The sequence below is a fragment of the Variovorax sp. FG153 genome, assembly GCF_057809595.1.
Map to the genome: position 1 here is coordinate 40,129 of NZ_JBMDKG010000023.1, position 26,630 is coordinate 66,758.

Below are 26,630 nucleotides of genomic sequence, written 5' to 3' on the forward strand. Positions count from 1 at the left end.
CTCGGATCTCAAGGGGTGGCCGTGGACGTGTTGTTGGACAGGCACCAGACGTACGAGGCGAGCATCCGGATCTGCGCTTCCGTGAGGCGACCTTCCTGCGCTGGCATCTCGTTTTGCTTGCCCGTGTTGATCATCTCGATGATCGCGGACTCGCCGTAGCCGTGAAGCCACACCTTGTCGCTGAGATTGGGGGCGCCCAAGACCTGATTGCCAACGCCACCGATGCCGTGGCAGGCCGCACAGGCCGTGAACTTCGACTTTCCGAGGCCGGCACGCACCGAATCATGCGGTTCGCCTGCCAGGCTCAGCACGTAGTTCGCGACGTTCTTCACGTCGTCTGTGGTGCCGACGGCTGCGGCCATCGGCGGCATCACGCCGACGCGGCCCTTGGTGATGCTCTCGACGATCTTCTCGGGCGTGCCGCCATGCAGCCAGTCCTTGTCGGTCAGGTTCGGAAAGCCCTTGCTGCCGCGTGCGTCGGAGCCGTGGCACTGCGCGCAGTTGTTCATGAAGAGCCGCTCGCCGATGGCTTTGGCCTGTGTGTCCCTGGCGATCTCCTCGACGGGCATGGCGGCGTACTTTGCATAGACGGGGGCAAGTTCCTGCTTCGCCTTGGCAATCTCCGCGTCGTACTGTCCGCGCGAACTCCAGTCGGATTTGCCGTGAAAGCTTCCCAGTCCCGGAAAGACCGCCAGGTAGCCGAGCCCGAAGACGATGGTCAGCACGAACAGACCGATCCACCACATGGGCAGCGGATTGTTGGCCTCGCGAAGGTCTTCGTCCCAGACGTGGCCCGTGGTGTTGTCGGCGCTGGCCGCGACCCGCTTGCGGGCGGTGAACCACAGCAGCAGCACGCAGCCGAGGATGCTCAGCAACGAGATCACGGCCACGTAGTCGGACCAGAAATGGCTGATGAAATCGCTCATGATCGTGCGCTCCTCAGTCCTGCTCGAAGGGCAGTCGTGCAGCATCCTGGAAGCCGCGCGCGTTGCGACGCGAGTACGCCCAGATCACGATGCCGATGAAAAGCGCAAAACAGACGACGGTGGCGGCTATGCGCAATGTGGTGAGGTCGGTCATGGTTGCAGTCTCTTGTTGCTTACTTGAGAGCCAGGCCCAGAGATTGCAGGTAGGCCACCGTGGCCTCCATCTCGGTCTTGCCCGTGACCTCTTCCGAAGCCTTGGCGATCTCCGCGTCGGTGTAGGGCACGCCAACGCGGCGCAGCGCACGCATGTGGGCCGGCAGCGATTCGGCGTCGACAAGCGTCTTCTCCAGCCAGCTGTAGGCCGGCATGTTCGACTCGGGCACGACGTCGCGCGGGTTGTTCAGGTGGATGCGGTGCCACTCGTCGCTGTACTTGCCACCCACGCGGTGCAGGTCAGGCCCGGTGCGCTTGCTGCCCCACTGGAACGGGTGGTCGTAGACGAACTCACCCGCCACCGAGTAGTGGCCGTAGCGCAGCGTCTCCGAGCGGAAGGGGCGGATCATCTGCGAGTGGCAGTTGTAGCAACCCTCCCGCAGGTAGACGTCGCGCCCGGCGAGCTGCAGCGGCGTGAGTGGCTTGACGCCCTGCACCGCTTCGGTGGTCGACTTCTGGAAGAACAGCGGCGCGATCTCTACGAGGCCGCCCACGGCCACCACGACGAGGATCAGCACGATCATCAGCAGGTTGTTGGTCTCGATCTTCTCGTGCGTGAAGCCGCTGGAGCTGGAACTCGAGCCGGAGGTTTTCTGGTTCATCGTGCGTCCTCAGGCATGGGCCATGGCGGGGGGCGGGATCTCGGCGCGCACCGCAAGGCCGGAGATGACGGTCATCCAGACGTTCCAGGCCATCAGCAGCATCCCGCTGAGGTAGAGAACGCCGCCGATCACGCGCACCAGGTAGAACGGGAAGGTGGCCTTCACGCTCTCCACGAAGGTGTAGGTGAGCGTGCCGTCGGGGTTGATGGAGCGCCACATCAGGCCCTGCATCACGCCGGCGATCCACATCGCCGCGATGTACAGCACGATGCCGACGGTGGCGATCCAGAAATGCGCCTCGATGGCCTTCGTGCTGTACATGGCGGTACGGCCGTACATGCGTGGGATCAGGTAGTAGAGCGAGCCCATGGTGATGAAGCCCACCCAGCCGAGCGCGCCGGAGTGCACATGGCCGACGGTCCAGTCGGTGTAGTGGCTCAGGGCGTTGACGGTCTTGATGGACATCATCGGCCCCTCGAAAGTCGACATGCCGTAGAACGACAGCGCCACGATGAGGAAGCGCAGGATCGGGTCGGTGCGCAACTTGTGCCAGGCGCCCGAGAGCGTCATCACTCCGTTGATCATGCCGCCCCAGCTCGGCGCCAGCAGGATCAAAGAGAACACCATGCCGAGCGACTGGGTCCAGTCGGGCAGCGCGGTGTAGTGCAGGTGGTGCGGACCCGCCCACATGTAGGTGAAGATCAGCGCCCAGAAGTGGACGATGGACAGCCGGTACGAATACACCGGCCGGCCAACCTGCTTGGGGATGTAGTAGTACATCATCCCCAGGAAGCCGGCTGTGAGGAAGAAGCCGACGGCATTGTGGCCGTACCACCATTGCACCATGGCGTCCTGCACGCCGGCATAGGCTGAGTAGCTCTTCATCCAGCCCGCCGGGATCTCGGCGCTGTTGACGATATGCAGCAGCGCCACCGCGATGATGAAGGAGCCGAAGAACCAGTTCGCCACGTAGATGTGGCGCACCTTGCGCGTTCCGACAGTGCCGAAGAACACGACGGCATAGGCCACCCAGACCACTGCGATCAACAGGTCGATAGGCCACTCCAGCTCTGCGTATTCCTTGCCGCTGGTATACCCCATCGGGAGGCTGATGGCGGCAGCCACGATCACCGCCTGCCAGCCCCAGAAAACGAAGGAAGCGAGCTTGGGTGCGAAGAGCCGCACCTGGCAGGTGCGCTGGACCACGTGGAAGCTTGTGGCCATCAGCGCGCAGCCACCGAACGCGAAGATGACTGCGTTGGTGTGCAGTGGTCGCAAGCGCCCGTAGCTGAGCCATGGAACGCCAAGATTGAGTTCGGGCCATGTCAGCTGTGAGGCAATGACCACGCCCACTAGCATGCCGATCACTCCCCACACCACGGACATCAGCGCAAATTGCCGCACGACTGTGTCGTCGTATTCCACGGCGGGTGTTGTCGGTGCTTGCATCATCGTGCCCTTGATTGAGTTGCGGGCAGTTTCCGCGCGGGGCCGCCTTCGAGGCTTGATCCAAATCAATCGACGTGCAGGATGCGTTCACCCTCTGCGTCGACATCGTCAAACTGGCCACGCTCGATCGCCCACCATAGCCCACCGAGAATCGCGAGCACCAGAACGACCGACAGCGGGATGAGGAGGAAAAGAATTTCCATCAGGCCTTCGCTTGACGCGCTAGTGCGAGTCTTGAGGCGTTCAGCAGCACTGCAAGGGAGCTTGCTGCCATGCCAAGTCCTGCAAGCCACGCCGGGAGCCAACCCACGATCGCGACGGGAACGCAAATGGCGTTGTACCCTGCCGCCCAGGCCAGGTTCTGCCTGATCACTTGCAGCGTGCGTCGCGCTTGTGCCATCGCGTCAGGGATCTTGATCAGCTCATCGCCCAGGACGACGAAGTCGGCTTTTGCACGCGACATCGGAACCGACTCACCAAACGCGAACGACGCATCGGCTCGAGCGAGGCTCGGTCCGTCGTTCAAGCCGTCACCGATCATGACCACGCGCCTGCCCTCGGCCTGTAGACGCCAGAGGACATTGAGCTTTTCTTCCGGCGTACATTCACCTTGCACCGCTGCGATACCCGCACGCGCTGCCGCCCTTCGCGCGGAAGCGTCCTGATCTCCCGACAGCATGCGTACCGAAATGCCCTGGCGCTTCAAGGCAACGACGGCTTGCGCTGCATCAGCGCGCAGGTTCTCGGACAGAACGAAGCTTGCCATCCACCCTTGGTCATCAGTCAAATGGATCTGCATTCCATCGATCTGCAGCGGCTGCACGGTGCAAAACGTCGCCGATCCGAGCCGTGTCTTGATCTCGGGATTTGGAGAAAACTTTGAGTTCGCGCGCCGACGACTGGCTTGCACACCCTGCCCCGCCATCTCGAGCGTTCCGGACAGCTCCCACTGCGGTGGATTTCGGAACTGAGCTGACCATGCATTTACCAAGGCCCTAGCGGCGGGATGCAGAGAAAGGCTACCCAGGGCCGCGCCAATCTCCAGTGCGTCGCCAGGGAGAAGCCCTCGGCGACAGTACACACGCTCCAGCTGAGGCGTGTCGGTGGTCAGTGTGCCGGTCTTGTCGAAAACGACAGTGTCTATGCTCGCCAACGTCTCCAAGGATTGCAGGTTGGCCGTCAGTACTCCAGCACGCGCCAAGGCACCCGCGCTTGCCAACATGGCCGCGGGCGTGGCAAGGGACAATGCGCACGGACAGGTGACGACCAACACGGATACAGCCACCATCAATGCCTTACCTGGACCATCGGACCACCACAACGCGGCAGCGACAGCGGCTGATACCAGTACCCCCCACAAAAACGGATATGCGAATCGATCGGCCAAGCGGACGAGCCGCGGCTTCTCAAGCGCCGCACGTTCCATAAGCCGCACGATGTTTGCAAAGCGCGTTTCCGCTCCCACACGCTCCACACGCATTTTCACTGGCGCAGAAATGTTATGACTGCCCGCAAGCACGCAGTCTCCGCGCCCGCGTGGAACCGGACGCGACTCGCCGGAAAGCAACGCCTCATCTGCGCTGGTGTCGCCGTCGACCAGCAGGCCATCGGCCGGAAAAGCTTCGCCAGGCCACACTCGCACGATATCGCCTACCACAAGCTGTCGAGGTGACACACGCTGCCATCGCTCATCGCCGCTTAAGCGTTCAACGCTGTCCGGCAATCGGTGCAACAGCGCGTCGAGCGCGCCGGCAGTCCGCGTCTTGAGCTTCGCCTCGAGCCAGCGGCCTGTGAGAAGGAAGAAGACAAACATCGTCAGCGAATCGAAATAGACTTCCTGGCCCCAGGAGCCATTCGGGTCAAAAGTCGCGGCCGTGCTGACGACGAATGTGATTGCCACGCCAAAGGCAACTGGGAGCTCCATGCTGATTCGTCCCGCTCGCAGGTCGCGCCAGGCACTGCGAAAAAACGGGCCGCAGCAGAAAAGCATCACGGGTAGCGTGAGAACCCAGGATGCCCAGCGCAGCAGTTCCAGCGCGTCCGATGACATCTCGCCGGGCCTCGCGATGTATGCCGGGTAGGCATACATCATGACTTGCATCATGCACAAGCCCGATACCAGCCACCGCCAAAGGGCGGTGCGCAGTTCACGCGCATTCTCACCGTGTACCGATGTTGGGCTTGCTGGCAGCAATGGATAGCCGGCCGCGGCGCAAGCCTCGAACCAAACAGAAGGTTTGGTAACGGTAGACACCCATACGATGCGCGCTCTTCGGCTGGCCGGATTGACCTGGGCTTCGAGCACACCCGGTAGTGCACGAAGCACGGCTTCGACGCTGAATCCACACGCGGTGCAACGCATGCCGCCGACCATGACTTGTGAGGTCCAGCGATCGTCCTTCGGATCGATCGCAACCCTGTCGCTGAATTCGGTCCATTCCTGCTGATCGTCGAGCGCCTCCCATGCCTGAGAGGTCTTGATCAAGACCTCGGAGTTGAAGGGCAGAGAGGCGATGCTGGCTTGCATCATTCAAGACTAGAGGCTCTGCAATACGTGCGAGTTGATCTGGATCAAGCCGTGTGCGAGAAGTGCCCCCTAGGCTCGAGTGCAACTCTCCCTTTCGCATCTATCGTGTTTCAACGCATACTTGTCGCGACCGACGGCTCTCCCTTATCGAAGAAAGCCGTGTCACGCGCCGTTGAGATGGCGGCACAAGGCAATGCCGATCTCGTCGTACTGCATGTCATCCCCCGCTATCCGCAAAGCTTTCTTGAGGGCGCAGCCACTTTCTCGGCGGAAGAGATTGGCAGGATCGAGAAGCAGTGGGCAGAAAAAGCGCAGGGAATGCTGGATTCCATCGCCAGTCAAGCAAGCGACAAAGGCGTGGTCGCCAAGACAGTCGCGATGAGTTCCGATCTGGTCGCGGAATCCATCATCGCTACCGCGCGCAAGCACCGCAGCGACTTGATCGTCATGGCGTCGCACGGGCGCAGGGGTTTGCAGCGCCTGCTGCTCGGCAGCGAAACTCAACACGTCTTGACTCAGACGACCGTGCCGGTACTCGTACTACGCTGATGGCGCATCCAGCGAGGTGGCCTGGAGATCGAGGCTGCTGGAGGCGAGCGCTTCAGCGCCATTCAACGCGGTAAAACGGGTCAACGCTGGTGGTATGCACCTGCGCGGGCTTCTCCGCTTAGGCGCACGGCAACCACACCCGACGTTGAGCGTGAACGGAAAGTCCATTGCGGAAACAACGAGGCCTGGTCTCCCTCACGATATTCGGCGATTCCTGCTTCCCAGGTTCATCGTGGAGCACACCGCATACGGCTACTCCCCTTGCTCCGTTGACGCGGATGAACTGAGCTCGGCTCAAGACCGTTGACGCGAAGGCTGCATGCCTCCAGCAGTCGAAGGTCGGTGCTCACAATCGGCAATCGGCGTTTCGCCGAACCCATCCATGAGTGCTGCCATCCAATCATTGTGCGGACTGGCGCATCGCGACGCCATACCAGTCACGGGCCAAGTGCCGACCGAGCATCTTGGCGGCGCCGGGCATAGCAGAGCAACTGGGCCCAGGGCCGCTGCCCATCGCGAAATCTGGCAAAGCAGCAACTGCACGGCCACAGGCCCCCGCCTCTGCCATGCGATCTCTCGGCAAGGGCGTAAAAGCAGCCCTCGTTCGATGTTTCGACCACCGCATGAGCACGGGTGTGAACTCGTAGCTCTAGTTAGATGCTCTTGACGTATGCGCCGACGGTCATGCTACCGATTGGCAAGACTTGAGCGATTTGGTGTGTCACGTTCACTGCTGCCACCAAGCCGAGCATCTCGCCTCTTCGTTGCCCCGGATCAAGCGATTGCCGCGAGCTTTAGAGTTCCTGCTCCTGCACGAGCCAGCACACCAGTCGCGACTCGCCAGGCGGCAGCGCCACATGTAGCCCGTCGGCGCACTGAACCTGCGCTTCGTCGCCATCAGAGAGCCCTGATGCAAGGATCCCCAGCGCCCCGCGTCCACCACCACCAGCACCGTTCGACCGCCGCAGGGAACACCAGATGACCGGACCGGTTCTGCGGCCTTTTTTGCACCGGAGTGCCTGGCGAGCTGCCCTGCTGGGCCAACATCTGTTTGACCTCCGAGAGAATGGCGAGCATGTTGCGCTCGCATGCGGCCCAACGCCTCGGGCTAGCGCCCCCAGGCCCAGTTCTTGACCACGGCTTGTGCATTCTCCTGCCCGGTACACAACGCGATTGCAGCTGACCGCTTCATCCCTTGCGGCCGCGCTATCCTGTTTCATCCACCGACCCGGGATTGGGCGAGGGCGCGAGCGCCCGCAGGTGCCCCGCGTTCTACGAGAATCAACGAACAACCTTGTCAGCTTGCACATCGCCCTGCCGCGGGGCGAAGATCGGCATGCGGCTCGCGTTGAAACGAAGCCCCACTAACAAGGAACGCTGAGCCCATGAAACTCCATCTCAATGCACTTGCCCTGGCAGGCGCCCTGTCCTTCTTCGGCATCTGCCCGCCTGCAACCGCACAGGTTGCCGTCAACATCAACGTACCCGGTCTGGTCATCATGGCGCCGCCGGCTCCGCGCTATGAAGCGCCACCTGCACCGCGAGGCGGCTTTGTCTGGGTACCGGGACGATGGGCATGGAATGGTCAAGACTACGCCTGGCGCCCAGGTCGGTGGGTGAAGGCCCGCGCAGGTTACGACTACGCGCCGGGTCGTTGGGTCGAGGATCGTGGAGGATGGCGCTGGAGCGAAGGGAACTGGCGACGGCGTGAAGGGTGGCGCGAGAGGCACGAGCACCATGAAAGACACGAGCGCCGTCGCGATCGGGACGCTCATCGCCATCATGAACACGGACCGTATCACTGCCCGCCGGGACAAGCGAAGAAGGGCCGTTGCTGAGCAGTACTTCGGGGCGTGGTGCTGACGGCATGCCCGCCGATGCCGTGTCGAGCACCACGCCGCAGCATCGGTGAACCCGAAGAGAAACGCCAACCCTTATCGGCGGCCTCAGGGCCGGCCGACGAAATGCCGGGTTGGAGATTTGACATCCGACCCGCTTCTCGGATTGCGCCTACAAGCAACACCACCGCCCAGCTTCAATGTTGGGATCATTCGCGGCGACGGCTTCCGGGCCTACGGGGTCTTGTACTCGGCTTCCTGAACATCGGCCTTGGCTATCGCAGCGACCGCTTGGGGCGCGACTGAACTGTGCGCTTGTTGTTCCTCCACAAATATCGAAGTGCTTATGTCATTCCTCTGGACCATTTTGATCGGCTTCGTCGCAGGCTTGGTCGCGCGTGCCGTGATGCCTGGGCGCCAAGCCCTTGGCTTCATATGGACCACCGTTCTGGGCATCGTCGGCGCCCTGCTCGCGACTTATCTCGGACGCGCCCTGGGGTGGTATGAAGCGGGCGCTGGAGCAGGCTTCGTGGCTTCCGTCGTCGGTGCAGTGGTCGTGCTGGCCATCTACGGCGCCGTCCGCAAGCGCTCCTGAACAGGAGCGAAGAGCGCAGCAGGCGCACATGAAGGGGAGACAGGGCAGCCAGGGCAGGCCGGCTTGAAACACCAACACCCAGAGCCCTGCCTTGTCGATCGAAACTAACCATGTCGAGCCTAGCCACCCTCACGCATCGCACCATTCACGTGAACGGCATCGCCTTGCACGTGGCTCTCGCAGGCAGTGAGGATGCGCCTTTGGTCATCCTGCTGCATGGCTTTCCAGAATACTGGGGGTGCTTGGCGCAAGCAGATCGGTCCCCTGGTCGATGCAGGCTTTCGCGTCGCGATCCCTGATCAGCGCGGCTACGGAAACTCGGACAAACCCGGTTCGATCTCTGCCTACGCCCTCGACACCCTGGCCGACGACATTCGCGAGCTGGCCGAGCATCTTCGGGCGCCTCGATTCAGCCTGGTGGGCCACGATTGGGGCGGCATGGTGGCTTGGCATCTGGCCGCTCGCGACAAGACGGCCGTCGATCGTCTCGCCATCCTCAACGCGCCTCACCCGGCCAGCATGTTCTTGTACACGCTCAGCCATCCCCTTCAAATGCTGCGCAGCAGCTACATCGCATTTTTCCAAGTGCCCTTTGTGCCAGACGCTGTGCTCGCAGCACGGAACTTCGCGCTGCTGGAGAAGGCGCTGACTCGCAGTGCACGCCCCCACACCTTCAAGGATGCCGAACTGCGCGCTTATCGTGAGGCTTGGGCGCAGCCGGGAGCGGTCGCCGCGATGCTGCGGTGGTATCGCGCGCTGCCGCTCGCGCGACCACATCAAGGCTTGATCGACGCGAAGGTGCGCATCATCTGAGGTGAAGCGGATGCTGCGCTTGAACCGGGGCTTGCCGCCGCAGCTCTGCCGTTTTGCCGAGATGCGGACATTGTGCGGCTCGAGAAGGCCTCGCACTGGCTGCATCACGAAGACCCCGGACGAGTGAATGCGGCGCTCATCGAATTTCTTTCTCCGGCGAGCTGACAGCGCGCGACGCCAGCCGCCCACCAGGGGATACACGTCCTTGCCCGCTTCGGCAGCGGTGCTGTACGGCCCCACCCGTCGCCGGGGATGAAAGCCCTGCGCTCCCCCTCAGCAGATCGACCTGCTTTCCGTCTCGACGGTTACAGGAGGCCTCAAACGGCGATGCTCGATCGCCTGGCCTACGCCGCCTCCTCACGCGCTGACAGGCGCTGCCATCCATGCCTCGGGGCGCGTTCGGTTCGAACGAGTCGCTGCGGGAATCAAATTTCCTCGCCAACGGGCCGAAAGAAACTCGGACCTGTTCACCTTGAGTGCCGCAGGCAGACCCAGGCTTGCCCCCGCTACACGGTTCGCACCCCAAGCCCTAGGCAATTCCTCTTGCGGCCGAGAAAGGCAGCAGGTCGGGCGCCGCGCTACTGCAGCGTGCGGATGAAGAGTTGCTCGAGGACGGCGGCGTCGTGCGGTGCCGCGTGAAGATCCGCGGCATGCGCTGTCGCCAAAGCGGCGCCCGAGCGCCGGGATACTCAAATCGATCCAATTCCTCACGACCCTTCTGCGTCACGGTCAGCACCTGCGCTGCGAGACCTTCACCGAACGGACCGGCGAATCCGCCGGGATCGGGAAGAGCCGCGACGACAAGCCCGGCAGCCCGCAAGATGCGGAGTTGATCGAGCTCTTCGTTTCGATAGATCGGCATCGGTAGACGAGAAGTCACGATCTGTTGACGCAAGCTTGTGGTCATACAAACCTCCTCTTCGTCGACCCAAACTTCGACGGGTTCAAGTTAGCGGCAGCGGCAAAAAATTTCAAGAGCGTCTGCAATCAACCCGCTCAGCCTCATTCGCCGTTGCAGCGGTGCCCACGCACGACTGGCGCAGCGCATCTTGGCCGAACGCAAGTGCTCTCGGGATCCGATGTGCTTGTCGCACCAACGAATCGGACCTTTCTGACTGCCATAGCGTTTGGCGGGCTTTCGAGAATTCTGGCGAAGCGATGCGCCTATCGCCTACGGCCCTATCGAGACGAGGATCCGATCTTGAGCTCCCCATGACCCATATCACAGGAGCTATGCCATGACCACGAATCGTTCCCAGCCCGATGCCTGCAGCCTGCTGGACACCGACCACAAGAACGTCAAGAAGATGTTCACCGCCTACGACGAAGTCGCCAGCTCGAAGTCGGCCCGCGCAACCGCACAAAAGCGCGAGCTTGCGCAGCAGATCTGCGCAGAACTCACAGTACACACCCAGCTCGAGGAAGAAATCTTCTACCCCGCGGTGCGGGAGGCCATCAAGGAGACCGACTTGCTGGACGAGGCTGAGGTCGAACACGCGAGCGCCAAGGATCTCATCGCTCAGATCCAGGAAGCCGAGGACATCGACGAGATGTTCGATGCCAAGGTGAAGGTGCTCGGCGAGTACATCGACCACCATGTGAAGGAAGAGCGCAACGAGATGTTCCCGAAGGCCCGTGCCGCCAAGGGTCTGGACCTCGTGGCCATGCGCGAGCAGTTGATGGCGCGCAAGGAAGAATTGATGGCCGAGGTGATGGCCGGCGCATGAGCTTCGTCGCGCCCGTAAGAGCCCGCCTTTCGGCGGGCTTTCTTTTGAGCCATGCATGGGCCATCAAACATTCCAGCAAGCCTGCGGGGCTGCGTCGCTGAGCATGTTGACGCACCGCGAGACGCACTCGCCTGAATGCGCGCCCCTCCACCGAGGCCACAAGTCGTCCAGCGTCCAGGCGTCGAAGCATCCTCACTCGATCGCCTGAAAGCTCCCCGCCGCAGGAGCGCCGTCTCACGCAACAACGCACTCGGCGCATGCCGATACTCTACATACAAAATATAACCGATCAGTCACAAATACGACCCTTCGCCCAAGAAATCGGCGGATGGTATGCATTTCCCCGTTCAAATGCGACAATCGATGGCTCCACCCATACCCTCGGATTGAGCATGACAGTTCTCAACAGCTGCTCCTGCAGCATCGTCCATTTGAAGAGCGTAGAGCGCCGTCCCTGGATGCGAGTGTTCCCGTGGTTAGAGGCCTACCAGTGTGGGAACTGCGCAAAGGTGCAGTTGCTCCGCAAGGATGCGGTCGACCAAGCGCTGGTCGACTATGCATCTAGGCTTCGCGTCCATCCGAGATCGCATCGACCTGCGCCGTGGTCCAAGGCAAAAGACAGCACCGCAAGCTTCAACAAGCGGCACTGATGCCCGCTGGACCGTCGGTGGCGTCCGGCCACCCGTTCCAGCAAATCGGCGTGTGCCGCCGCACGCCCCCCTGCGCCGGGCCACCCGCCGCACGACAGTGCGGACAAGCCACCGAGCCCCGCAGAAGCAAGCGTCTGCCCGTCGTCAAAATGAGCCATGCGGCTAGCGGCCGAACCGCACCGCTTGGCTCTTGAAGCCCGATGTCAGAGTCGCCAACTGCTGGCCCGCCGCGCCAAGAAGTTCCACCATCGACGCCCTTGCCGCAGGTGCAGCGGAAGCGTCCTACGGAATCGGCCTCGGCTCAAGAGAAACTTTGCGCCTTTCTCCACCTATGAGTGTGCTCAGAACCTTCATCGGAATCGCGGTGTTCCCATTTCTCGCCGTCATCGTCATGGTCATCGGCTTCGCCTGCGCCGCCGCTCATGCCATCGCCTTTCCAGCCCTGTACTGGTGGGAACGCTACAGGGAGCGAAATCCGACGCCCATCGGACGAAAGAAATCCAGGGCTGAGCCCCAAGGCTGAGCCGCCTGCACCGCCGCGTCGGCAGCTTAAAGATGGCGGGCGATAGCCGCGAAGGGCCTCCGCTCGCAAGAGAGTACGGCGGCTCGGCGCCTGCAAGTGCCGGACCATCTGATGGCAACGCGTGGATTGCCTGCGCACTCAAGCAGTTGGTGCCCCTTCGCTGAGGACGCCTCATTGCTCGTTGGGTGTCCAAGGCACGCAAACGTTCTGAGGGGGGCGCGACTGCTCGGAGATCGAGCGCTCCCGGTCCCAGGAAAATTGCTTACTTCGGCCGGCGCCGGATGGAATGCCAATCAGCCGCTGCGATGCGATCACTACTCCTGCGCGGCCCAGCACACCAAGCGCAGCTCACTCAGTGGCAGCGCCGCATGACTCCCGTCGGCAAAGCGCACCTCACCCTTGTCGGCGTCGTGGGCCTTGATGCGCAATGTCCCCCGGCGCCCGCCGTGTTCGACCACCAGCACCGTACGGCCCGCGCTGCGCGTCGCTGTCGCCCGGGCAACAGAGCGCTCGGCCTTCTCCGTCGGAGCAGGCCCTGGCGCTTCCTGCGTGGCCAGCATCGCTTCAACCTCCGCGCGGGTGGTCGGTGCGTCCCGCTCAAAGGCGGCCGCCACCGTTTCTGGCGCCCGGCGCCAGGCCGTCACAAGTCGGTAGAGGCCACGAAGGTCAAGGCCGATGCGCCCTTCGTCGATCGCTTGCCTGAGCGGCGGCGGCATATCGTTCAACGCGGCCGCCTCCGTGACGAAAGATCGGGACTTGGCCAGCCTGCGAGCGATGTCCGCGCGCGACATTCCCTCGGCCTCGCGCAGTTGGACGAACAGCGCGAGGTCCAGTGGGGACATGTCCTCGCGATGCAGGTTCTCCACAGCCTGAGCGAAGGGGTCCGCTCGATCGTCCAGAAACGCGGGCACCGTGATCAAGCCTGCCTGTCGAGCGGCACGCACGCGCCGCTCGCCGCGGTTGATCAGATAGCGTCCAGCTGCAGCCCGGTTCGCTCGCACGGACACCGGCTCGAGCACCCCGTGCACACGAATCGATTCGCTCAGCTCGACCAGAGCCTGCTCGCCAACGCGGCGACGCGGCTGGTCGGGATCGGCATCGATCAACGCGAGCGCGATCTCCAGGGGCGCTTGCAGCGCACTTGCAGTGCCAGCTGAATCGAGAAGCTCGGAAGCCCGAAACTTGTGGAGCCCGCTGAGGTCGAGTGGCTTGATGTCCTTCATGATGGCATGCCCGAAGATGCCACGTCTTGCGCGTCCATGCGACGCTGTAGCAGCTCGAAAACCTCCCTTACCTCCAAGCACGCATCACGTGCTGAGCCCTTGGCCAGCGTCCAGACCGACACACCCTGCGACAACGCTTCCGGAATGGCCGAGCGCGTCGAGATGTGTGCGGGAACGATGTATTCGGCAAAGCTTTGGACGAGTTGCCGCATCGCTGCCTTTTGCCGCACGGAGTGAGGGTTGAAGCGATTGAGCACGATGCCGGCGAGGCGCAGCTGAGGGTTGTAGCGCTGACGCACACCGAAGACCGTCTTGAGCATGTCGGTCACGCCATCGATGCTGTACTCCTCCAACTCGATCGGACAGACCACATCGGTGGCGGCGATCAGTGAGGCGCTCATTCGCAAGCCGAGCGCGGGTGGCGTGTCGATGACCACCACGTCAAACAGCGAGCTCAGAGCCTCGACGTTCCGGCGAAACACCGGGATGGCAACCTCCGCCTTGGCAAGTTCGACGTCTGCAAGGTTCCTCGAGGCCGGCGCCAATGCAAGCCGGCCTTGTCCTGCGAGCTGATCCTTCACCTCGGTCCCTTGCACAAAAAGCCCGGCTGCGCCCACACCCTGGGCATGTGCACGCAGCGTCTTGGAGGCGTTGCCCTGCGTGTCAAGGTCGATGAGGCACACGGATCTGTCGTGCTTCTCGCGTTGCCAGAACGCGTAAAGCACAGCGAGAGTGGTCTTCCCCACCCCGCCCTTCTGATTGCTGAAGACCACCACCTTGCCCATGCCATCCCCTTGGTCGAAGGTTTGTTCGACGCAAGCGTGCAGCCACCGCAGCGTGCGGAGCAGTTCGCCGGTCTGAAAGGACCCGTGCGTCGACGCCGGTCGACGGCGTCGAGAACGCCTGCCGGCAAAGGTGCGCATTGGAGACCAGAGGTGCCCAGCCGATGACTACCCGAACTGATAGTGGCGTGGTAGCCCTCGCGCACAGACATTGCACCCGATGCAAATCTCCACCAACTTCTCGAACCCTCCTCCTGGGGTGCAACGGCTCATCCAGCGTTGCATGCGATGCAATACGCGCGTAGCGAAGGCATCTGCGGCACCGCGCTTGACGGCATGGCCAGAAAGGCCCCAGGGAACGTGCCAAGGAACGCGCCTTCAGATGTTCTCAGGAGCGCTCCCAAAGACGCTCCTGGGAACAATCCTCGCTGCAGTGGCTTGCCAATCCGCCGGCGCCGAGCCCAGCATGCCGCCCGTCGTGCAAGCAACGCGCAACAGCGAGCGCGTCGCCATCCTCAGACAGGAGCTCCAGAACACCAAAGCGTCCATCGACGCCTTGACTCGCCGTCATGCCGCGCGTCTGAAGGCCGCAGATGCCGAAGGCGCGGCCGAAGTCGACACGGAGCGTGCACGCGCGTTCGGGGATCTGGTCGCGCTCGAGCGAGAGCTCGCAACGGCCTTACAAGAAAGCCCGTCTGCGCCGCGGCAGCGCAGCGCCGACAGACCACGGTCGACGGACACGAAGCCCACCGCGCGCCGCTCGGATGCGGGAGCACCCGCGCGCTGGTGGGACGTGTATCAGCAACGCATCGGCAGCGCGGACCCATCGGCGCCACCGCCCGCGGGATCTCTTTCCCCTGTTCCGACCAGCGTGAGAAACAAAGAAAGTGGCACATGAACTTCAACACTCGTGATATCCACCGTCCGGCGATGCGCCATTCAAGAGCGCCAACGCTTGCCCTGCGCGTCCTGCTCGCCGCCGCTCTGTGTGTGCTGTGGCCCCTCATGGCGCATGCGGGCAGCCCGTTTGCAACCGGCGCCAACGCCGCGCAGCAGCAACTCGTTGCGATCCTGACACCCATCGCGGCCGTCGCGGTGATGGTCTCGGGTGCGATGGCCTGGTTCGGGCGGCTGAGCTGGTGGTGGCTGGTGGCCGTGGTGATCGGTACGGTGCTGGTGTTCGGGGGCCCACAGATCGTTTCCTGGATCCGAGGCCTCTTCGGCGTCTGAGGGGTGGCCATGCATCGCAACCACGGCATCACGGCCGACTCTCTGTTCGTCGGCATGACCCGGCCCTCCATGGTCTGGGGCGTGACCTACTCCGCCATGATGTTCAACATCGTCGTGACCATCGAATCCTTCATCGTCACGAAGAACCTCGCCTGGCTGCTCGCCTTCGTCCCGATCCATGGCGTGCTCTACCTCGTATGCCTCTACGAGCCACGTTTCTTCGACCTGCTGCAGTTGTGGGGCCGCACGCGCTTGCCAGGGGCGCTCAACGGAAACCTGCGCTTCTGGCGCGCCAACTCCTACAGCCCGCTCGCTCTGACCCTGCCTGGTGCCCGCGGCCGCCGCCGGGACCGACACGTGCAGGTGCTGATCGCCGTGGAGGGTGCGCTGTGCGATTGACCACCCGTTCTGAATCGACATTGCGCCGCGAAGCGAGCGCGGCCTCGATGATCCCCTTCTCCTCGCACGTCGATGCCCATGTGGTTCGCCTGCGCTCAGGAGACTATGTCCAGACCCTGCGCCTGGGGGGCGCAAGCTTCGAGAGCGCTGACGACGAGGACCTCAACAACTGGCATGAACGCCTGAACGTGCTGCTGCGCAACATCGCATCACCACATCTGGCGCTGTGGACCCACGTCGTACGCAGGCGAGAGACAGGCTACCCCGCCGGGCGCACCGTCCCCGGCTTTGCCGATGAGCTCGAGCAGCGCTACCGCCGCAAGATGGCCGAGGAGCGGCTCATGGTCAACGAGCTCTATCTGTCCGTCGTCTACCGTCCCCAGTCCACCCGTGTCGGCAACGCGGCGCTGGCCTTCCTCAAGCGAACCGACGCACAGGGCGCCGTGGCAGAGCTCAAGGACTCCCTGGACACATGCACCAAGCTTCGCCAGGAGTTACTGGCCTCACTGGAGCGCTACGACCCCGAGCCACTGGGCATCTACCGACCGATAGGCACACAAAAACCGTTCTCCTCGCTGCTCGAGTTTTTCGCAATGCTGATCAATGGGGAGTGGCAGCGCATACCGCTGCCACGATCGCCGCTCAACGAGGTACTTGCCACATCCCGCCCCTTCTTCGGCAACGAAGCCATGGAGTACCGCTCGGGGACGCAAAGTCGCATCGGCGCTTTCCTCGGCATCAAGGAGTACCCGACGCCCACGGCGCCCGGCATGTTCAGCGGTCTTCTCACGGCCGACTTTCCGTTCATCCTCGCGCAGAGCTTCACGTTCCTGGCCAAAGGCACCGCCGTGGACATGATGCGTCGGCAGCACAACCGCATGGCGGCGGCAGGCGATCTGGCCGTCTCGCAGGCTGACGAGCTCGCAGACGCGCTGGATGACCTGGTCAGCAACCGTTTCGTCGTCGGCGATCATCACTTCAGCCTGCATGTGCTCGCCGATGCCGAGGAAGGTGCAGGCGCCGTCGAGGGCGTACCGCGGCTCAAGCAACTCAACGACCACATCGCGCGGGCCCGCTACCTGCTCGGCGACACCGGGATGGTTGTCGCACGCGAGGACTTGGCACTCGAGGCCGCGTTCTGGGCGCAGTTGCCGGGCAACTTCGGCTACCGGACGCGCAAGGCGCCGATCACGAGCCGCAACTTCGCGGCCATGTCGCCCTTTCACAACTTTCCGACGGGTCGCGCGCGCGGAAACTTTTGGGGCGATGCGCTGGCGATGCTCACGACACGCGCAGGCTCGCCCTACTACTTCTCATTGCATGCGAGCGATCCGCGCAGCCCCGACGGCGGTAGCCGTCGCGATGTGGGCCATGTCACGGGCGTCGGGCCCGTTGGTACGGGAAAGACGACCTTCCTCGGGTTTTGCATTGTCGCGATCTGCAACCGGCTGGACGCCACCCAGATCATCTTCGACAAGGACGAGGGCCTCCACATCCTCGTGCGGGCATTGGGAGGTCAGTACCTTCCGTTGAAGAACGGAAGTCCCACCGGCTGCAATCCGCTGCAGCTCGACGCAGGGGTCCCCACGAACCTCGAGTTCCTGCGGCAATGGCTGCGCCGCCTCGTGATGCGCTCGCCTCACGAGCTCCTGAGCGTGCGACAAGAAGACGACCTGGATCAGGCCCTGCACGGGACGCTCGCACTCGCGCCGCCCTACCGCCGCTTGTCGCGCCTGCTGGCTTTCCTGGACGTCACCGATCCGGAAGGTGTCCATGCACGGCTGCGCAAATGGTGCGCCTCGGAGCGCGGTGACTACGCGTGGGTGTTCGACAACGACCACGACGTCGTCGCGCCACTGCTCGAGGCCCATGCGTTGGTCGGCTTCGACGTCACCGATTTCCTCGACAACGACGTGGTGCGCGCCCCGTTGACCATGTACCTCTTCCATCTCGTCAACTGCATGGTCGATGGCCGGCCGCTGGTGTGCTGGATGGACGAGTTCGCCAAGCTGCTGGACGACCCCGCATTCGCGAGCTTCGCAAAGAACGGCCTGGAGACGTGGCGCAAGAAGAACGCGAACATCGTGACCTTCACACAAAGCACGCACCATGTTCTGGGCTCGAGCATCGCGCGAGCCATCGTGGAGCAAACGCCCACCAAGATCCTCTTTCCGAACCCCGAGGCCAACCACGCGGATTGCACCGAGGGTTTCAACCTCACCGAGCGTGAGTTCGCGCTGGTCAAGCAGGAACTCGTGCCCGGATCGCGTCAGTTCCTCATCAAGCAGAACCGCGACAGCGTCGTGGCCCAGTTGGACCTCAGGCATCTGGACGATGCGCTGGGCGTCATCTCGGGCCGTACCAGCAACGTCCGGCTCATGCAGGCGCTGATGAAGCGCCATGGAGACGCCCCCACCCAGTGGCTCGCCCCTTTTCGCGAGGCGCTGCTACAGCACGGCTCGCAACGACCTTCGCCCCAGGAGTTTCCACATGCCTAGAAAGCTGCTTTTCTCGCTTGTCACCTGCGCTGCGCTACTGGCTCCACTGCAAGCGCGTGCGGGGATCCCGGTCATCGACTTCGCGGCCATTGCCAATCTGATCCAGCAGATCATGTACTGGCAACAGCAGATCTCTGCCATGCAAAAGCAGTTCGACGAGCTCAAGGCCTCCAAGGAGCAACTCAAGCAGACCTACGAGTCGATGAGCGGCTCGCGCGGCATGGAGCAGCTTCTTGCGACTTCCGACGCAGCACGCAACTACTTGCCGAGCAACTATGCCGATCTGAGGAGGTCGCTCGACACGCCCGTGCCAAGCTATGCAGGTCTGTCGGAACAGGTGCGATCGATCGTGAGCGCCAACAGCGTGCTGTCGACGACGCAGATGGACGCGCTGAGCCCTGAGCTCAGGCAACTCGTCGAACAAGGCCGTCAATCTGCCGCCTTGCTGGATGGCATGACCCAGACGGCTTTTCAGAATACCAGCCAGAGGTTCTCTGCACTGCAGACGCTGATCACCGCCATCGCGCGAGCCCGAGACCCCAAGGCCATTCAGGAGCTGCAAGCGCGAATCCAGGGGGAGCAGAACATGTTGACGAACGAGCAGACCAAGCTCCAGGCGCTCTACCAGTTGTCCCAGGCTGATGAGGCAAGACTGCGCCAGCGAACCCGAGAACGCGTGGTGTCCGGCCACGGTGACTTCTCCAGTCGATTCACACCGACACCCTAGCCGCCCCTGCCCCCTCAACACATCGCTTTGGCGCGCCACCGTCGTGGTCATCGCCATGGCGGACTCGGGAAAGCCACTGGCTTCTCAAACGGCGAGCGGGCTGCCAATCGTCCGCTGCGCTTGCGGCATGCGCACCAACCACAAGCCATGCGACCCCACGGAGAAGGCCGACGGCGCATCCAGCGGCTGAGGTCGAAGTGGCGTCGCACGATTTTTGAAACTTCAGGAGCCAAGCCATGTTCTTTCGGCAGCTTTGGACGCAGCTCGTCTCTCAGCTCACTGAATTCGTGGGCGCGAAGTCCGCCGCGCTGGCGTCGGCGGTCGAGCCCGCGGTGATCACGTTGGCAACGCTCTACGTGATGATCTGGGGATACCTATCGCTCACCGGCAAGATTCAGGAACCCATTCTGGAGGGGATCAAGCGGATCTTCTTCATCGCGGTCATCCTGGGTGTGGCTTTGAGACTCTGGGCTTTCAACGAGCTCATCGTCGACACCTTCTTCAACGCCCCGACCCAACTCGCGGCAGCGATCGTCGGCGCCGCAGATCCCGTCTCGACCATCGACACGATCTGGGAGAAGGGGGGAGAGGTCGCATTCAGCCTGTGGAGCAGGGGCGGTGTGCTCAATGGGGATGTGGGCTTCTACATCGCCGGCGCCGTCATCTACCTCATCATCGGCGCCGTCGCGGTCTACGCGCTTTTCCTCTTCGCCCTGTCGAAGATCGCGCTGTCCGTCGTGCTGGCGCTGGGCCCGATTTTCATCTCCCTGCTCTTCTTCGAAGCGACACGGCGCTTCTTCGAGGCATGGGTCGCCCAGCTCTCGAACTACGCGCTCGTCGCGGTGCTCGCAAGCATGGTCGCCTCGCTCATGCTGCAAGTCGTTGCGAACTACGCCGCTCAAACCGCGGAACGTGGCGCGGCGCTCACGACGGTGGATGCCATCAACATGGCCTTGATCGCAGCGGTGGTGCTGCTCGTGATGTGCCAAGTGATGCCGATCGCCGCCGGACTTGCCAGTGGCGTTGCGCTCAGTTCCTTCAGCGCTGTCGGTGGGCTCACCAAGTGGGCGCTCGGTGGCACCAGGCGCAGCGCGTACGAATTCGGCCGCGGCGTGCTCGACGGCCTGCACGGCGAACGCGGCAGCCGATGGGACTCCTTCCGTCGCCTGGGAGGCAACCGGGTCGGGTCGTCGATCGCTTCGCTGGCCGGCAGGGGTGCAGGCGCGCAGCGCCCCACCCTGCCCAGAAACCGAGTGATGAACCCCTCTTCCTCTCGGACTTGACCTTCCAAAACGACTTTATAGGAGCTCTCACGTGAGATTCATGGTCGCACTATTGCTCACTCTGGCGCTTGGCGGCTGCGGCACGCGAGCACCCCGTCCTCCGACCTGCGAAGGCGCCCTCACACCCATCAATGGCTCCCCGGCACCCCTTCCTGCAGGAGGCTCCGATGCATCGTGACGAGGCGCTCGAGCGCTACACGCTCGAAGCTCAGAGCTGGGAGCTCGATCGCGCACGTCGCGCCCAAGGCTCCGCCAAGACCGCCTGGGCCGTGGCCGCTGCCGCCACGGCCGTCGCGGTATTCGCCGTGGCCGCTGTCGCTGGACTCACGCCCCTCAAGCAGCCGGTGCCGGTGGTCATTCGCGTGGACAGCAGCAGCGGCATCGTCGACATCGTGCCGACCTACGAAGGTACCACCGACATTCAAGAGGTCGTGACGCGCAACCTGCTGCAGAACTATGTCATTGCACGCGAGCGCTACTTCTATGCGACCGCCGAAGCCGACTACGAGCTGGTCGCCTCCCAGAACTCGCCTCTCCTGAACCAGGCCTGGGCGGCGTCGTGGGCCGCCAACAATCCACTCTCGCCGCTCAACACCTTCAAGGACGGCACGGCCATTCGCGCGCAGGTGCGTGCTGTGACCTTCCTCAAGCTGGAAAGCGGCAAGGAGAAGCTTGCACAAGTTCGCTTCAGCCGCTACGCCCGAGCCGGCGGCACGGGCGATGAGCAGACGACCCATTGGGTGGCGACGATCGAGTTCGCTTACGTGCCGCCATCGAAGGATGACAAATGGCGCTCGCTCAATCCCCTGGGTTTCAGGGTGGTCGAGTATCGGCGCGAGCCCGAAGTCGCACCGACCGTCGCCGTCCCCCTCTCCCCCGCAAAGCAGGCGCGCTGATGAACCATCGTCTTGCATCTCTTCGCCGGCCCGCGCTCGTGCTGGTGCTCGTCATCGGCTGGCTGTGCACCACCCACACGGCGGTGCGCGCCGCAACGATCCCGCCCGAGGGGCACGTGGATGCGCGCGTGCGCACGATCGACTACGACCCGGAAGACGTCATCAGCCTGCATGGCTACGTGGGCTACCAGATTCACCTGCAGTTCGCCGAGGGCGAGACCTTCGTGAACCTAGGCTCCGGCGACAACGGCTCCTTCGATGTGGGTGCGCAACGCAACCACCTCTTTCTCAAGCCGAAGGAGGCGCAGGCCAATACGAACCTCACGATCCTCACCGACCGTCGCACCTATCACTTCGACTACATCGTCTCAGCCCGGGCGTCCGCCGGGGCCGCGGCTCGACGGATGATCTACTCGATCCGGTTCAACTATCCGGCCGACACGCTGCGCGCTGCCCAAGAGGCGGCCCAGCGTGCTGAGATGGACGCGAAGCTCACCCGCACGGCAGCCACGCGCAACTGGGACTACTGGTTCTGCGGAAGTGCGTCGCTCAAGCCGACCCGCGCCTTCGACGACGGCCACCACATCCGCCTTCGTTTCGCCGACCAGGCTGAACTGCCGGCCATGTTCGTTCAAAACGACGACGGCACGGAGTCATTGCTGAACTTCAACATCGACGCCGACGAGATCGTGATCCATCGCCTCGCGCGTCGCCTCGTGCTGCGCCGGGGTCAGCTCGTGGGGTGCGTGGTCAACAAGGCATTCGCAAGCGGTGCGCGCACGCCCGGCGCGACGGTGGCGCCCGATGTGCAACGCGCAACCGTGGGAGAGCAACCATGAGCGATGCACCGAATCCGGGACTCAACCCACCGGCGAATTCATCCGCCGACAACGAAGCGCTCGATGGGCGCCGCCGCGCGGGCGCGGTCGATCCAGATACTGGCGAGCTTTATTCCGTTCCCCGTCGTCCGGAGCGCCCTGATGCCTCCCACACCGGGCGCGGCCATGCGATCGACGGGGAGCGGACCATTCCCTCGGTGAATCGGGAACGCACGATCCAGTCGAGGATCAGCAGCTTCGTGGCCATCGGCACCATGCTGCTGCTGGGTGCCGGTTTCCTGTTTTGGTACTACAGCACCCAGTACGCCAAGGGTCGCGAGGCGCAGTTGGCCGCACAGAAGGCCTCGGCGGCCCGCGCCGGCGGCGAAACCAAGGTGCCGCCGCTGGGCCGGATCGACCCGCCGCCGACTTCATCACAGGCCCCCGCACCGCCACCCAGCGCCTCACCGGCTGCAGTGGAGGCGACACCCCCGGGCGGCCCCCCGTCAAAGACACCGGCCCAGCTTGCGCTCGAGCGCAAGCTCGGAACACCCGTGATGCGGCACACGCCGTCGCCCGACGCTGCCGCAGCAGCGGCCGCTTTCGCCGGCGGCCCTGCCGGGCCGGCGGCAAGTGGCGTACCCAACATGGCGCAGATCCTGGGTACCTTGCAGCCGCCACCCTCCAGCCTCTCCAGCCCTCCTGGCCTCGAGGGCAGTCTCCGACCGACGCGCACCCCCGCCGTTACAGCACAGATCCTGCCGACGCGCCGCTTTCTTCTGCCGAAGGGCGCGTTCATCGATTGCACCTTGGAGACCGCGATCGATTCGACCTACGAAGGTCTCACCACCTGCATCGGTGCCAGCGACATCTACAGTGCCGACGGTAAGGTGGTGCTGCTCGAGCGCGGCACGAAGTACGTGGGTGAGCAGCGCGGCTCGCCCCGCCAAGGGCAGGGCCGTGTTTTCGTGCTTTGGAGCGAAGCGAGAGCACCCACCGGGGTGGTGGTCCAGCTGGCATCGCCGGGCACCGATGAGCTGGGGCGCAACGGCCTACCGGGGTTTGTGGACACCCACTTCTGGGAGCGCTTTGGCGCAGCGATCCTCGTGTCGGTCATCGACGGCACGATGCAGGCGATGACGGCCCAGCAGCAAGGTGGCGCGGGCCTGACCAACCGCGGCGCGCTGGTGGTCGGTCCCCAAGGCAGCCGGGACATCCTGACCGAGGTACTGCGCAGCACCATTGCGATACCTCCAACCGTGATCAAGAACCAGGGCGAACGCATCCAAATCCTGGTGGCCCGAGACGTGGACTTCCGCGATGTCTATGCCCTACGCGTCGCGCCTGCCCAACCCTGAAGAAGCGGAAGCTTCAGGCTTGGCGACGGCAGCCACGCCACCGCCGCCCTCCTCGCTCGCGCTGTTTCTCGACCCGCTGATGCCGCTGCTCGAGGACACCGAGGTCACGGAGATCTGCATCAACGAACCAGGAATCGCTTTTGTGGAACGGCAGACAGGATGGACACGCGAAATCGTCGAGTTCGCGAGCTTCGAATGGTGCATGTCGATCGCCAAGCTCGTTGCCAACTTCACGAAGCAGCGCGTCTCGGCCCAAGAACCGTTGTTGTCGGCCACCTTGCCTGGTGGCGAACGCATACAGATCGTGCTGCCGCCGGCGACCTCCGAGCAGACCGTCTCCATCACGATTCGTCGTCCCTCCAGTGCACTATGGTCGCTCGATCAACTTGAATCGATGGGCGTGTTCGAGGCGACACGCTACAACGAAGCAGCATTGAAGGCAGCGTCGGAGGCGGGCTCGGCGGGCCTCGAAGACTGCGAGCTTGCGGGCCTGCTTCGCGAACGCAGGTTCGGAGACTTCCTGCGCCGCGCAGTTCAACTGCGCCGCAATATCTTGCTGTCGGGCGCCACCGGATCGGGCAAGACGACGCTGAGCAAGGCATTGATTCTCGAAGTTCCCCCCGAGGACCGGCTGATCACCATCGAAGACGTCAGGGAGCTGTCCCTTCGCAACCAGCCCAATCACGTGCGTCTGTTCTACTCCCAGGGCGCTCAGGGACAGGCGATCGTGACGCCAGGGCAGCTCCTGGCTGGCGCCAAACGTCAGCGTCCCGACCGCATTTTCCTGTCCGAACTGCGAACCGGCGATGAAGTCTATGACTACCTCGTCTCGGTGAACACCGGCCATCCGGGCTCGATCACCAGCGTTCATGCCGACAGCGCCCAGATGGCCTTCGTGGCACTCGCGCAGCTGATGAAGCGCAGTGCCGCGGGCCACGGCATGACCACGCGTGAAGGCGTAGAGCTTTCGCAGCTGAGCGTGGACATCGTCATCCAATGCGCACGTGTGCGGCAGCGACGCATCGTGCAGGAGATCTGGCATGACCCCAGCACCAAGCGTCGAGCCTTGGCCTAGTGCTTTCAGGATCGCCGGTGCCTTGCTCGTCGCGGCCTTGGTCGGCCTGTGGGCGGCCGGCTACGCCTTCTTGATGCTCATGAAGCTGCCGCCCGAGAGCGCCACGCTGTCGACGATCGTTGACTACTGGCTTGCTTACGGTGACCAACCCGAAGTTCGCCGATCGCTGCTGGCCGCTTTGGTGGGAGCACAAGGGATCACGCTCGGTGGCGTCGTCATCGCGATGGTCCCACGCCGACGCGCGCTGCATGGTGAGGCCCGCTTCGCCACGCACCGCGAGATCCGGAAGGCCGGGCTGCTTGCAGACAACGGCATCGTTCTGGGGCGCCTGGGCGCGCGCTACCTCGTGCTGGCCGGTCAGCAAGGCGCCGAGGTCGAAGCACCTCCTCGCAGCGGCAAGGGCGTGGGCGTCGTGGTGCCCAACCTGCTGAACTGGCCCGGCTCCACCATCGTGAGCGACGTGAAGGGAGAGAACTTCATGCGCACAGCGGGATTCCGGCTTTCCAAGGGCCAGGAAGTGCACCTGTTCGATCCCCTGTCCGAGCAGGAGCGCTCCTCGCGCTGGAATCCGCTGGGCTATGTGTCGCAAACGCCTTACCGCTGCATCGACGACCTGCAGCGCATCGGAACGATGCTGTTCCCGGATCCCCTGGCGGGCGATCCCTTCTGGACCTCGTCCGCGAGATCACTGTTCCTTGGGATCGCGCTGTACCTGTTCGAGACACCCCGGGCGACACGCACCTTGGGTGAAGTCCTGCGCCAGGGCATGGCGAGCGATGCGGAGGGCTTCCAGAAGCACTGGAAGCGCGTCATCGAATCGTGCGAGCGCGCCGGCTACCCGCTGTCGCAGGAAGCTGTGCGCAGTCTCTACGACGTCATCGACCTCGCGCCAACGACCGCCTCGAGCATCCGCAAGACCTTCACGAGTCGACTTGATCTGTGGCTCAACCCCCTGATCGACGCGGCCACTTCGGCCAACGACTTCGATCTTCGCGACCTGCGCAAGCGTCCGATCTCGATCTATGTGCAGATCAACCCAGACAACATCGCGCGTCTGCAGCCCTTGCTCAACCTGTTCTTCCAGCAGGCCATCGGTTTGCAGACGCGGGAACTGCCCGAGAGCAACCCGGCCCTGAAGCACCAACTGCTGCTCATGCTCGACGAGTTCCCCGCGCTCGGGCGCATTCCGGTGATCGCGGAATCCACGGCGTTCCTGCCCGGCTACAACGTGCGCACCGTGGTGATCGTCCAGTCCAACTCGCAGCTGATCGAGAAGTACGGCGTGGAGGGTGCCAAGTCGATTCGAAAGATGCTCGCCGCGCGCATCGTTTTTCCGCCCAAAGAGTACGAGGATGCCGAGGCCATCTCGCGCGAACTCGGCACCTACACGGTCCGCCAGAGGAGCGTCAGCCGGCCGATGTGGGGCGGCTCAGGCACATCGGGCAGCGTCAGCATCAGCGAACAGCCGCGCCGGCTGCTGCTGCCCCAGGAAGTCAAGGAGCTCGACCCGGCGCGCATGATCCTTTTCTATGAAGGACTTCGGCCCGTTCTCGCTCACCGCATCATCTACTTCAAGGACAAATCCTTTGCCCGGCGGGAAATCGCCCCACCCGACGTCCCGAAGCTTGAGATGGCCGCTCATGCAACCACGGCACCTGCCGGGAATGCGATGCCTGCGCCACCGGCAGGATCGAGCGCTGCGACTTCGACGACGCCCGCCACGGGCACGGGCCATGCGCGGGCGAAGGACGACCTGCAGATGGCCCAGGCCGTGCTCGACGGCAGCTTGGATCTGAAGGACTTTTCTTTCGATTTCGACGACGTCGACATCCCCACCGAGCCACTGAGCGAGGCGGAGATGAAGCGGCGCACCGACGAGTTCATGGCCCGCCTGCTGGTCTGAGCGGTCCATTCCAACCAAGGCCATCG

General features: G+C 63.5%; 26 protein-coding genes and 1 pseudogene. 18 read left to right on the forward strand and 9 right to left on the reverse strand.

Annotated elements, in window-relative coordinates:
• Positions 1-8: 8 nt before the first annotated feature.
• From ccoP to ACODT0_RS23425, 6 genes are all read right to left on the reverse strand, one after another.
• Positions 9-926 carry a cytochrome-c oxidase, cbb3-type subunit III gene (ccoP, locus tag ACODT0_RS23400; protein WP_489042397.1) on the reverse strand — a complete coding sequence of 306 codons (918 nt, stop codon included), beginning with the start codon at positions 924-926 and terminating at the stop codon, positions 9-11.
• Positions 927-939: 13 nt separating this feature from the next.
• A complete protein-coding gene (locus tag ACODT0_RS23405) occupies positions 940-1,080 on the reverse strand; it encodes a cbb3-type cytochrome oxidase subunit 3 (RefSeq protein ID WP_261211798.1) in 141 nt (46 codons plus the stop codon).
• 19 nt (positions 1,081-1,099) lie between these two features.
• A complete protein-coding gene (gene ccoO, locus ACODT0_RS23410) occupies positions 1,100-1,741 on the reverse strand; it encodes a cytochrome-c oxidase, cbb3-type subunit II (RefSeq protein ID WP_489042398.1) in 642 nt (213 codons plus the stop codon).
• Between the two features lie 9 nt (positions 1,742-1,750).
• Positions 1,751-3,190 (reverse strand): cytochrome-c oxidase, cbb3-type subunit I, encoded by a 1,440-nt coding sequence (ccoN, locus tag ACODT0_RS23415; protein ID WP_261211911.1) that lies wholly within the window; start codon positions 3,188-3,190, stop codon positions 1,751-1,753.
• 65 nt (positions 3,191-3,255) lie between these two features.
• The gene (gene ccoS / locus ACODT0_RS23420) at positions 3,256-3,393 is read right to left on the reverse strand and encodes a cbb3-type cytochrome oxidase assembly protein CcoS (RefSeq protein WP_203208236.1); all 138 of its coding nucleotides are present in this window, start codon (positions 3,391-3,393) and stop codon (positions 3,256-3,258) included.
• A complete protein-coding gene (locus ACODT0_RS23425; protein ID WP_489042399.1) occupies positions 3,393-5,717 on the reverse strand; it encodes a heavy metal translocating P-type ATPase in 2,325 nt (774 codons plus the stop codon). Before ACODT0_RS23425 ends, ccoS begins: the two co-directional genes overlap by 1 nt.
• 105 nt (positions 5,718-5,822) lie before the next feature.
• Between ACODT0_RS23425 and ACODT0_RS23430 the strand changes: the two genes are divergently transcribed.
• The 5 genes and pseudogenes from ACODT0_RS23430 (at position 5,823) to ACODT0_RS23450 (ending at position 9,512) form a co-directional block, all read left to right on the forward strand.
• A complete protein-coding gene (locus tag ACODT0_RS23430) occupies positions 5,823-6,266 on the forward strand; it encodes a universal stress protein (RefSeq protein ID WP_261211793.1) in 444 nt (147 codons plus the stop codon).
• Between the two features lie 1,499 nt (positions 6,267-7,765).
• Positions 7,766-7,876: pseudogene (locus ACODT0_RS23435) on the forward strand (hypothetical protein); the annotation flags it as partial.
• Between the two features lie 127 nt (positions 7,877-8,003).
• Complete coding sequence (locus ACODT0_RS23440) at positions 8,004-8,129, forward strand: hypothetical protein (protein ID WP_489042447.1); 126 nt, start codon at positions 8,004-8,006, stop codon at positions 8,127-8,129.
• A gap of 321 nt (positions 8,130-8,450) precedes the next feature.
• Complete coding sequence (locus ACODT0_RS23445; RefSeq protein ID WP_057590540.1) at positions 8,451-8,699, forward strand: GlsB/YeaQ/YmgE family stress response membrane protein; 249 nt, start codon at positions 8,451-8,453, stop codon at positions 8,697-8,699.
• Between the two features lie 216 nt (positions 8,700-8,915).
• A complete protein-coding gene (locus ACODT0_RS23450) occupies positions 8,916-9,512 on the forward strand; it encodes an alpha/beta hydrolase (protein ID WP_261211790.1) in 597 nt (198 codons plus the stop codon).
• A gap of 529 nt (positions 9,513-10,041) precedes the next feature.
• On the opposite strand, the gene ACODT0_RS23455 is transcribed toward ACODT0_RS23450, so the two are convergent.
• Positions 10,042-10,419, reverse strand: a complete 378-nt coding sequence (locus ACODT0_RS23455) for a hypothetical protein (protein ID WP_261211789.1) — start codon at positions 10,417-10,419, stop codon at positions 10,042-10,044.
• 331 nt (positions 10,420-10,750) lie between these two features.
• Here ACODT0_RS23455 and ACODT0_RS23460 point away from each other — a divergent pair, with 331 nt between their 5' ends.
• Complete coding sequence (locus tag ACODT0_RS23460; protein ID WP_261211787.1) at positions 10,751-11,239, forward strand: hemerythrin domain-containing protein; 489 nt, start codon at positions 10,751-10,753, stop codon at positions 11,237-11,239.
• Between the two features lie 840 nt (positions 11,240-12,079).
• On the forward strand, positions 12,080-12,412 hold the full coding sequence (locus ACODT0_RS23465; protein WP_489042400.1) for a hypothetical protein: 333 nt from the start codon (positions 12,080-12,082) through the stop codon (positions 12,410-12,412).
• Between the two features lie 314 nt (positions 12,413-12,726).
• On the opposite strand, the gene ACODT0_RS23470 is transcribed toward ACODT0_RS23465, so the two are convergent.
• Entirely contained in the window at positions 12,727-13,635 is a 909-nt protein-coding gene (locus ACODT0_RS23470; protein ID WP_057590548.1) for a ParB/RepB/Spo0J family partition protein, read from the reverse strand.
• A complete protein-coding gene (locus tag ACODT0_RS23475) occupies positions 13,632-14,558 on the reverse strand; it encodes a ParA family protein (protein WP_489042401.1) in 927 nt (308 codons plus the stop codon). The genes ACODT0_RS23470 and ACODT0_RS23475 overlap by 4 nt, the downstream gene beginning before the upstream one ends.
• A gap of 325 nt (positions 14,559-14,883) precedes the next feature.
• Here ACODT0_RS23475 and ACODT0_RS23480 point away from each other — a divergent pair, with 325 nt between their 5' ends.
• The 11 genes from ACODT0_RS23480 (at position 14,884) to ACODT0_RS23530 (ending at position 26,604) form a co-directional block, all read left to right on the forward strand.
• On the forward strand, positions 14,884-15,315 hold the full coding sequence (locus ACODT0_RS23480; RefSeq protein ID WP_489042402.1) for a hypothetical protein: 432 nt from the start codon (positions 14,884-14,886) through the stop codon (positions 15,313-15,315).
• Positions 15,312-15,647, forward strand: coding sequence for a TrbC/VirB2 family protein (locus ACODT0_RS23485; protein ID WP_261211782.1), 336 nt, complete (start codon positions 15,312-15,314; stop codon positions 15,645-15,647). The genes ACODT0_RS23480 and ACODT0_RS23485 overlap by 4 nt, the downstream gene beginning before the upstream one ends.
• Positions 15,648-15,656: 9 nt before the next feature.
• Positions 15,657-16,046 carry a VirB3 family type IV secretion system protein gene (locus tag ACODT0_RS23490; protein WP_489042403.1) on the forward strand — a complete coding sequence of 130 codons (390 nt, stop codon included), beginning with the start codon at positions 15,657-15,659 and terminating at the stop codon, positions 16,044-16,046.
• A complete protein-coding gene (locus tag ACODT0_RS23495; RefSeq protein ID WP_489042404.1) occupies positions 16,037-18,544 on the forward strand; it encodes a VirB4 family type IV secretion/conjugal transfer ATPase in 2,508 nt (835 codons plus the stop codon). The genes ACODT0_RS23490 and ACODT0_RS23495 overlap by 10 nt, the downstream gene beginning before the upstream one ends.
• Positions 18,537-19,271: a TrbJ/VirB5 family protein gene (locus tag ACODT0_RS23500; RefSeq protein ID WP_489042405.1), complete on the forward strand. Its 735-nt coding sequence runs from the start codon at positions 18,537-18,539 to the stop codon at positions 19,269-19,271. The genes ACODT0_RS23495 and ACODT0_RS23500 overlap by 8 nt, the downstream gene beginning before the upstream one ends.
• Before the next feature lie 236 nt (positions 19,272-19,507).
• A complete protein-coding gene (locus ACODT0_RS23505) occupies positions 19,508-20,554 on the forward strand; it encodes a TrbL/VirB6 family protein (protein WP_489042406.1) in 1,047 nt (348 codons plus the stop codon).
• Between the two features lie 167 nt (positions 20,555-20,721).
• Positions 20,722-21,450, forward strand: coding sequence for a VirB8 family type IV secretion system protein (locus ACODT0_RS23510; protein WP_296736398.1), 729 nt, complete (start codon positions 20,722-20,724; stop codon positions 21,448-21,450).
• A complete protein-coding gene (locus tag ACODT0_RS23515; RefSeq protein WP_489042407.1) occupies positions 21,450-22,289 on the forward strand; it encodes a TrbG/VirB9 family P-type conjugative transfer protein in 840 nt (279 codons plus the stop codon). Before ACODT0_RS23510 ends, ACODT0_RS23515 begins: the two co-directional genes overlap by 1 nt.
• On the forward strand, positions 22,286-23,626 hold the full coding sequence (gene virB10 / locus ACODT0_RS23520; RefSeq protein ID WP_489042408.1) for a type IV secretion system protein VirB10: 1,341 nt from the start codon (positions 22,286-22,288) through the stop codon (positions 23,624-23,626). The genes ACODT0_RS23515 and virB10 overlap by 4 nt, the downstream gene beginning before the upstream one ends.
• On the forward strand, positions 23,589-24,701 hold the full coding sequence (gene virB11 / locus ACODT0_RS23525; protein ID WP_489042409.1) for a P-type DNA transfer ATPase VirB11: 1,113 nt from the start codon (positions 23,589-23,591) through the stop codon (positions 24,699-24,701). Before virB10 ends, virB11 begins: the two co-directional genes overlap by 38 nt.
• Positions 24,667-26,604 carry a type IV secretory system conjugative DNA transfer family protein gene (locus ACODT0_RS23530; protein WP_489042410.1) on the forward strand — a complete coding sequence of 646 codons (1,938 nt, stop codon included), beginning with the start codon at positions 24,667-24,669 and terminating at the stop codon, positions 26,602-26,604. The genes virB11 and ACODT0_RS23530 overlap by 35 nt, the downstream gene beginning before the upstream one ends.
• Positions 26,605-26,630: the final 26 nt, after the last annotated feature.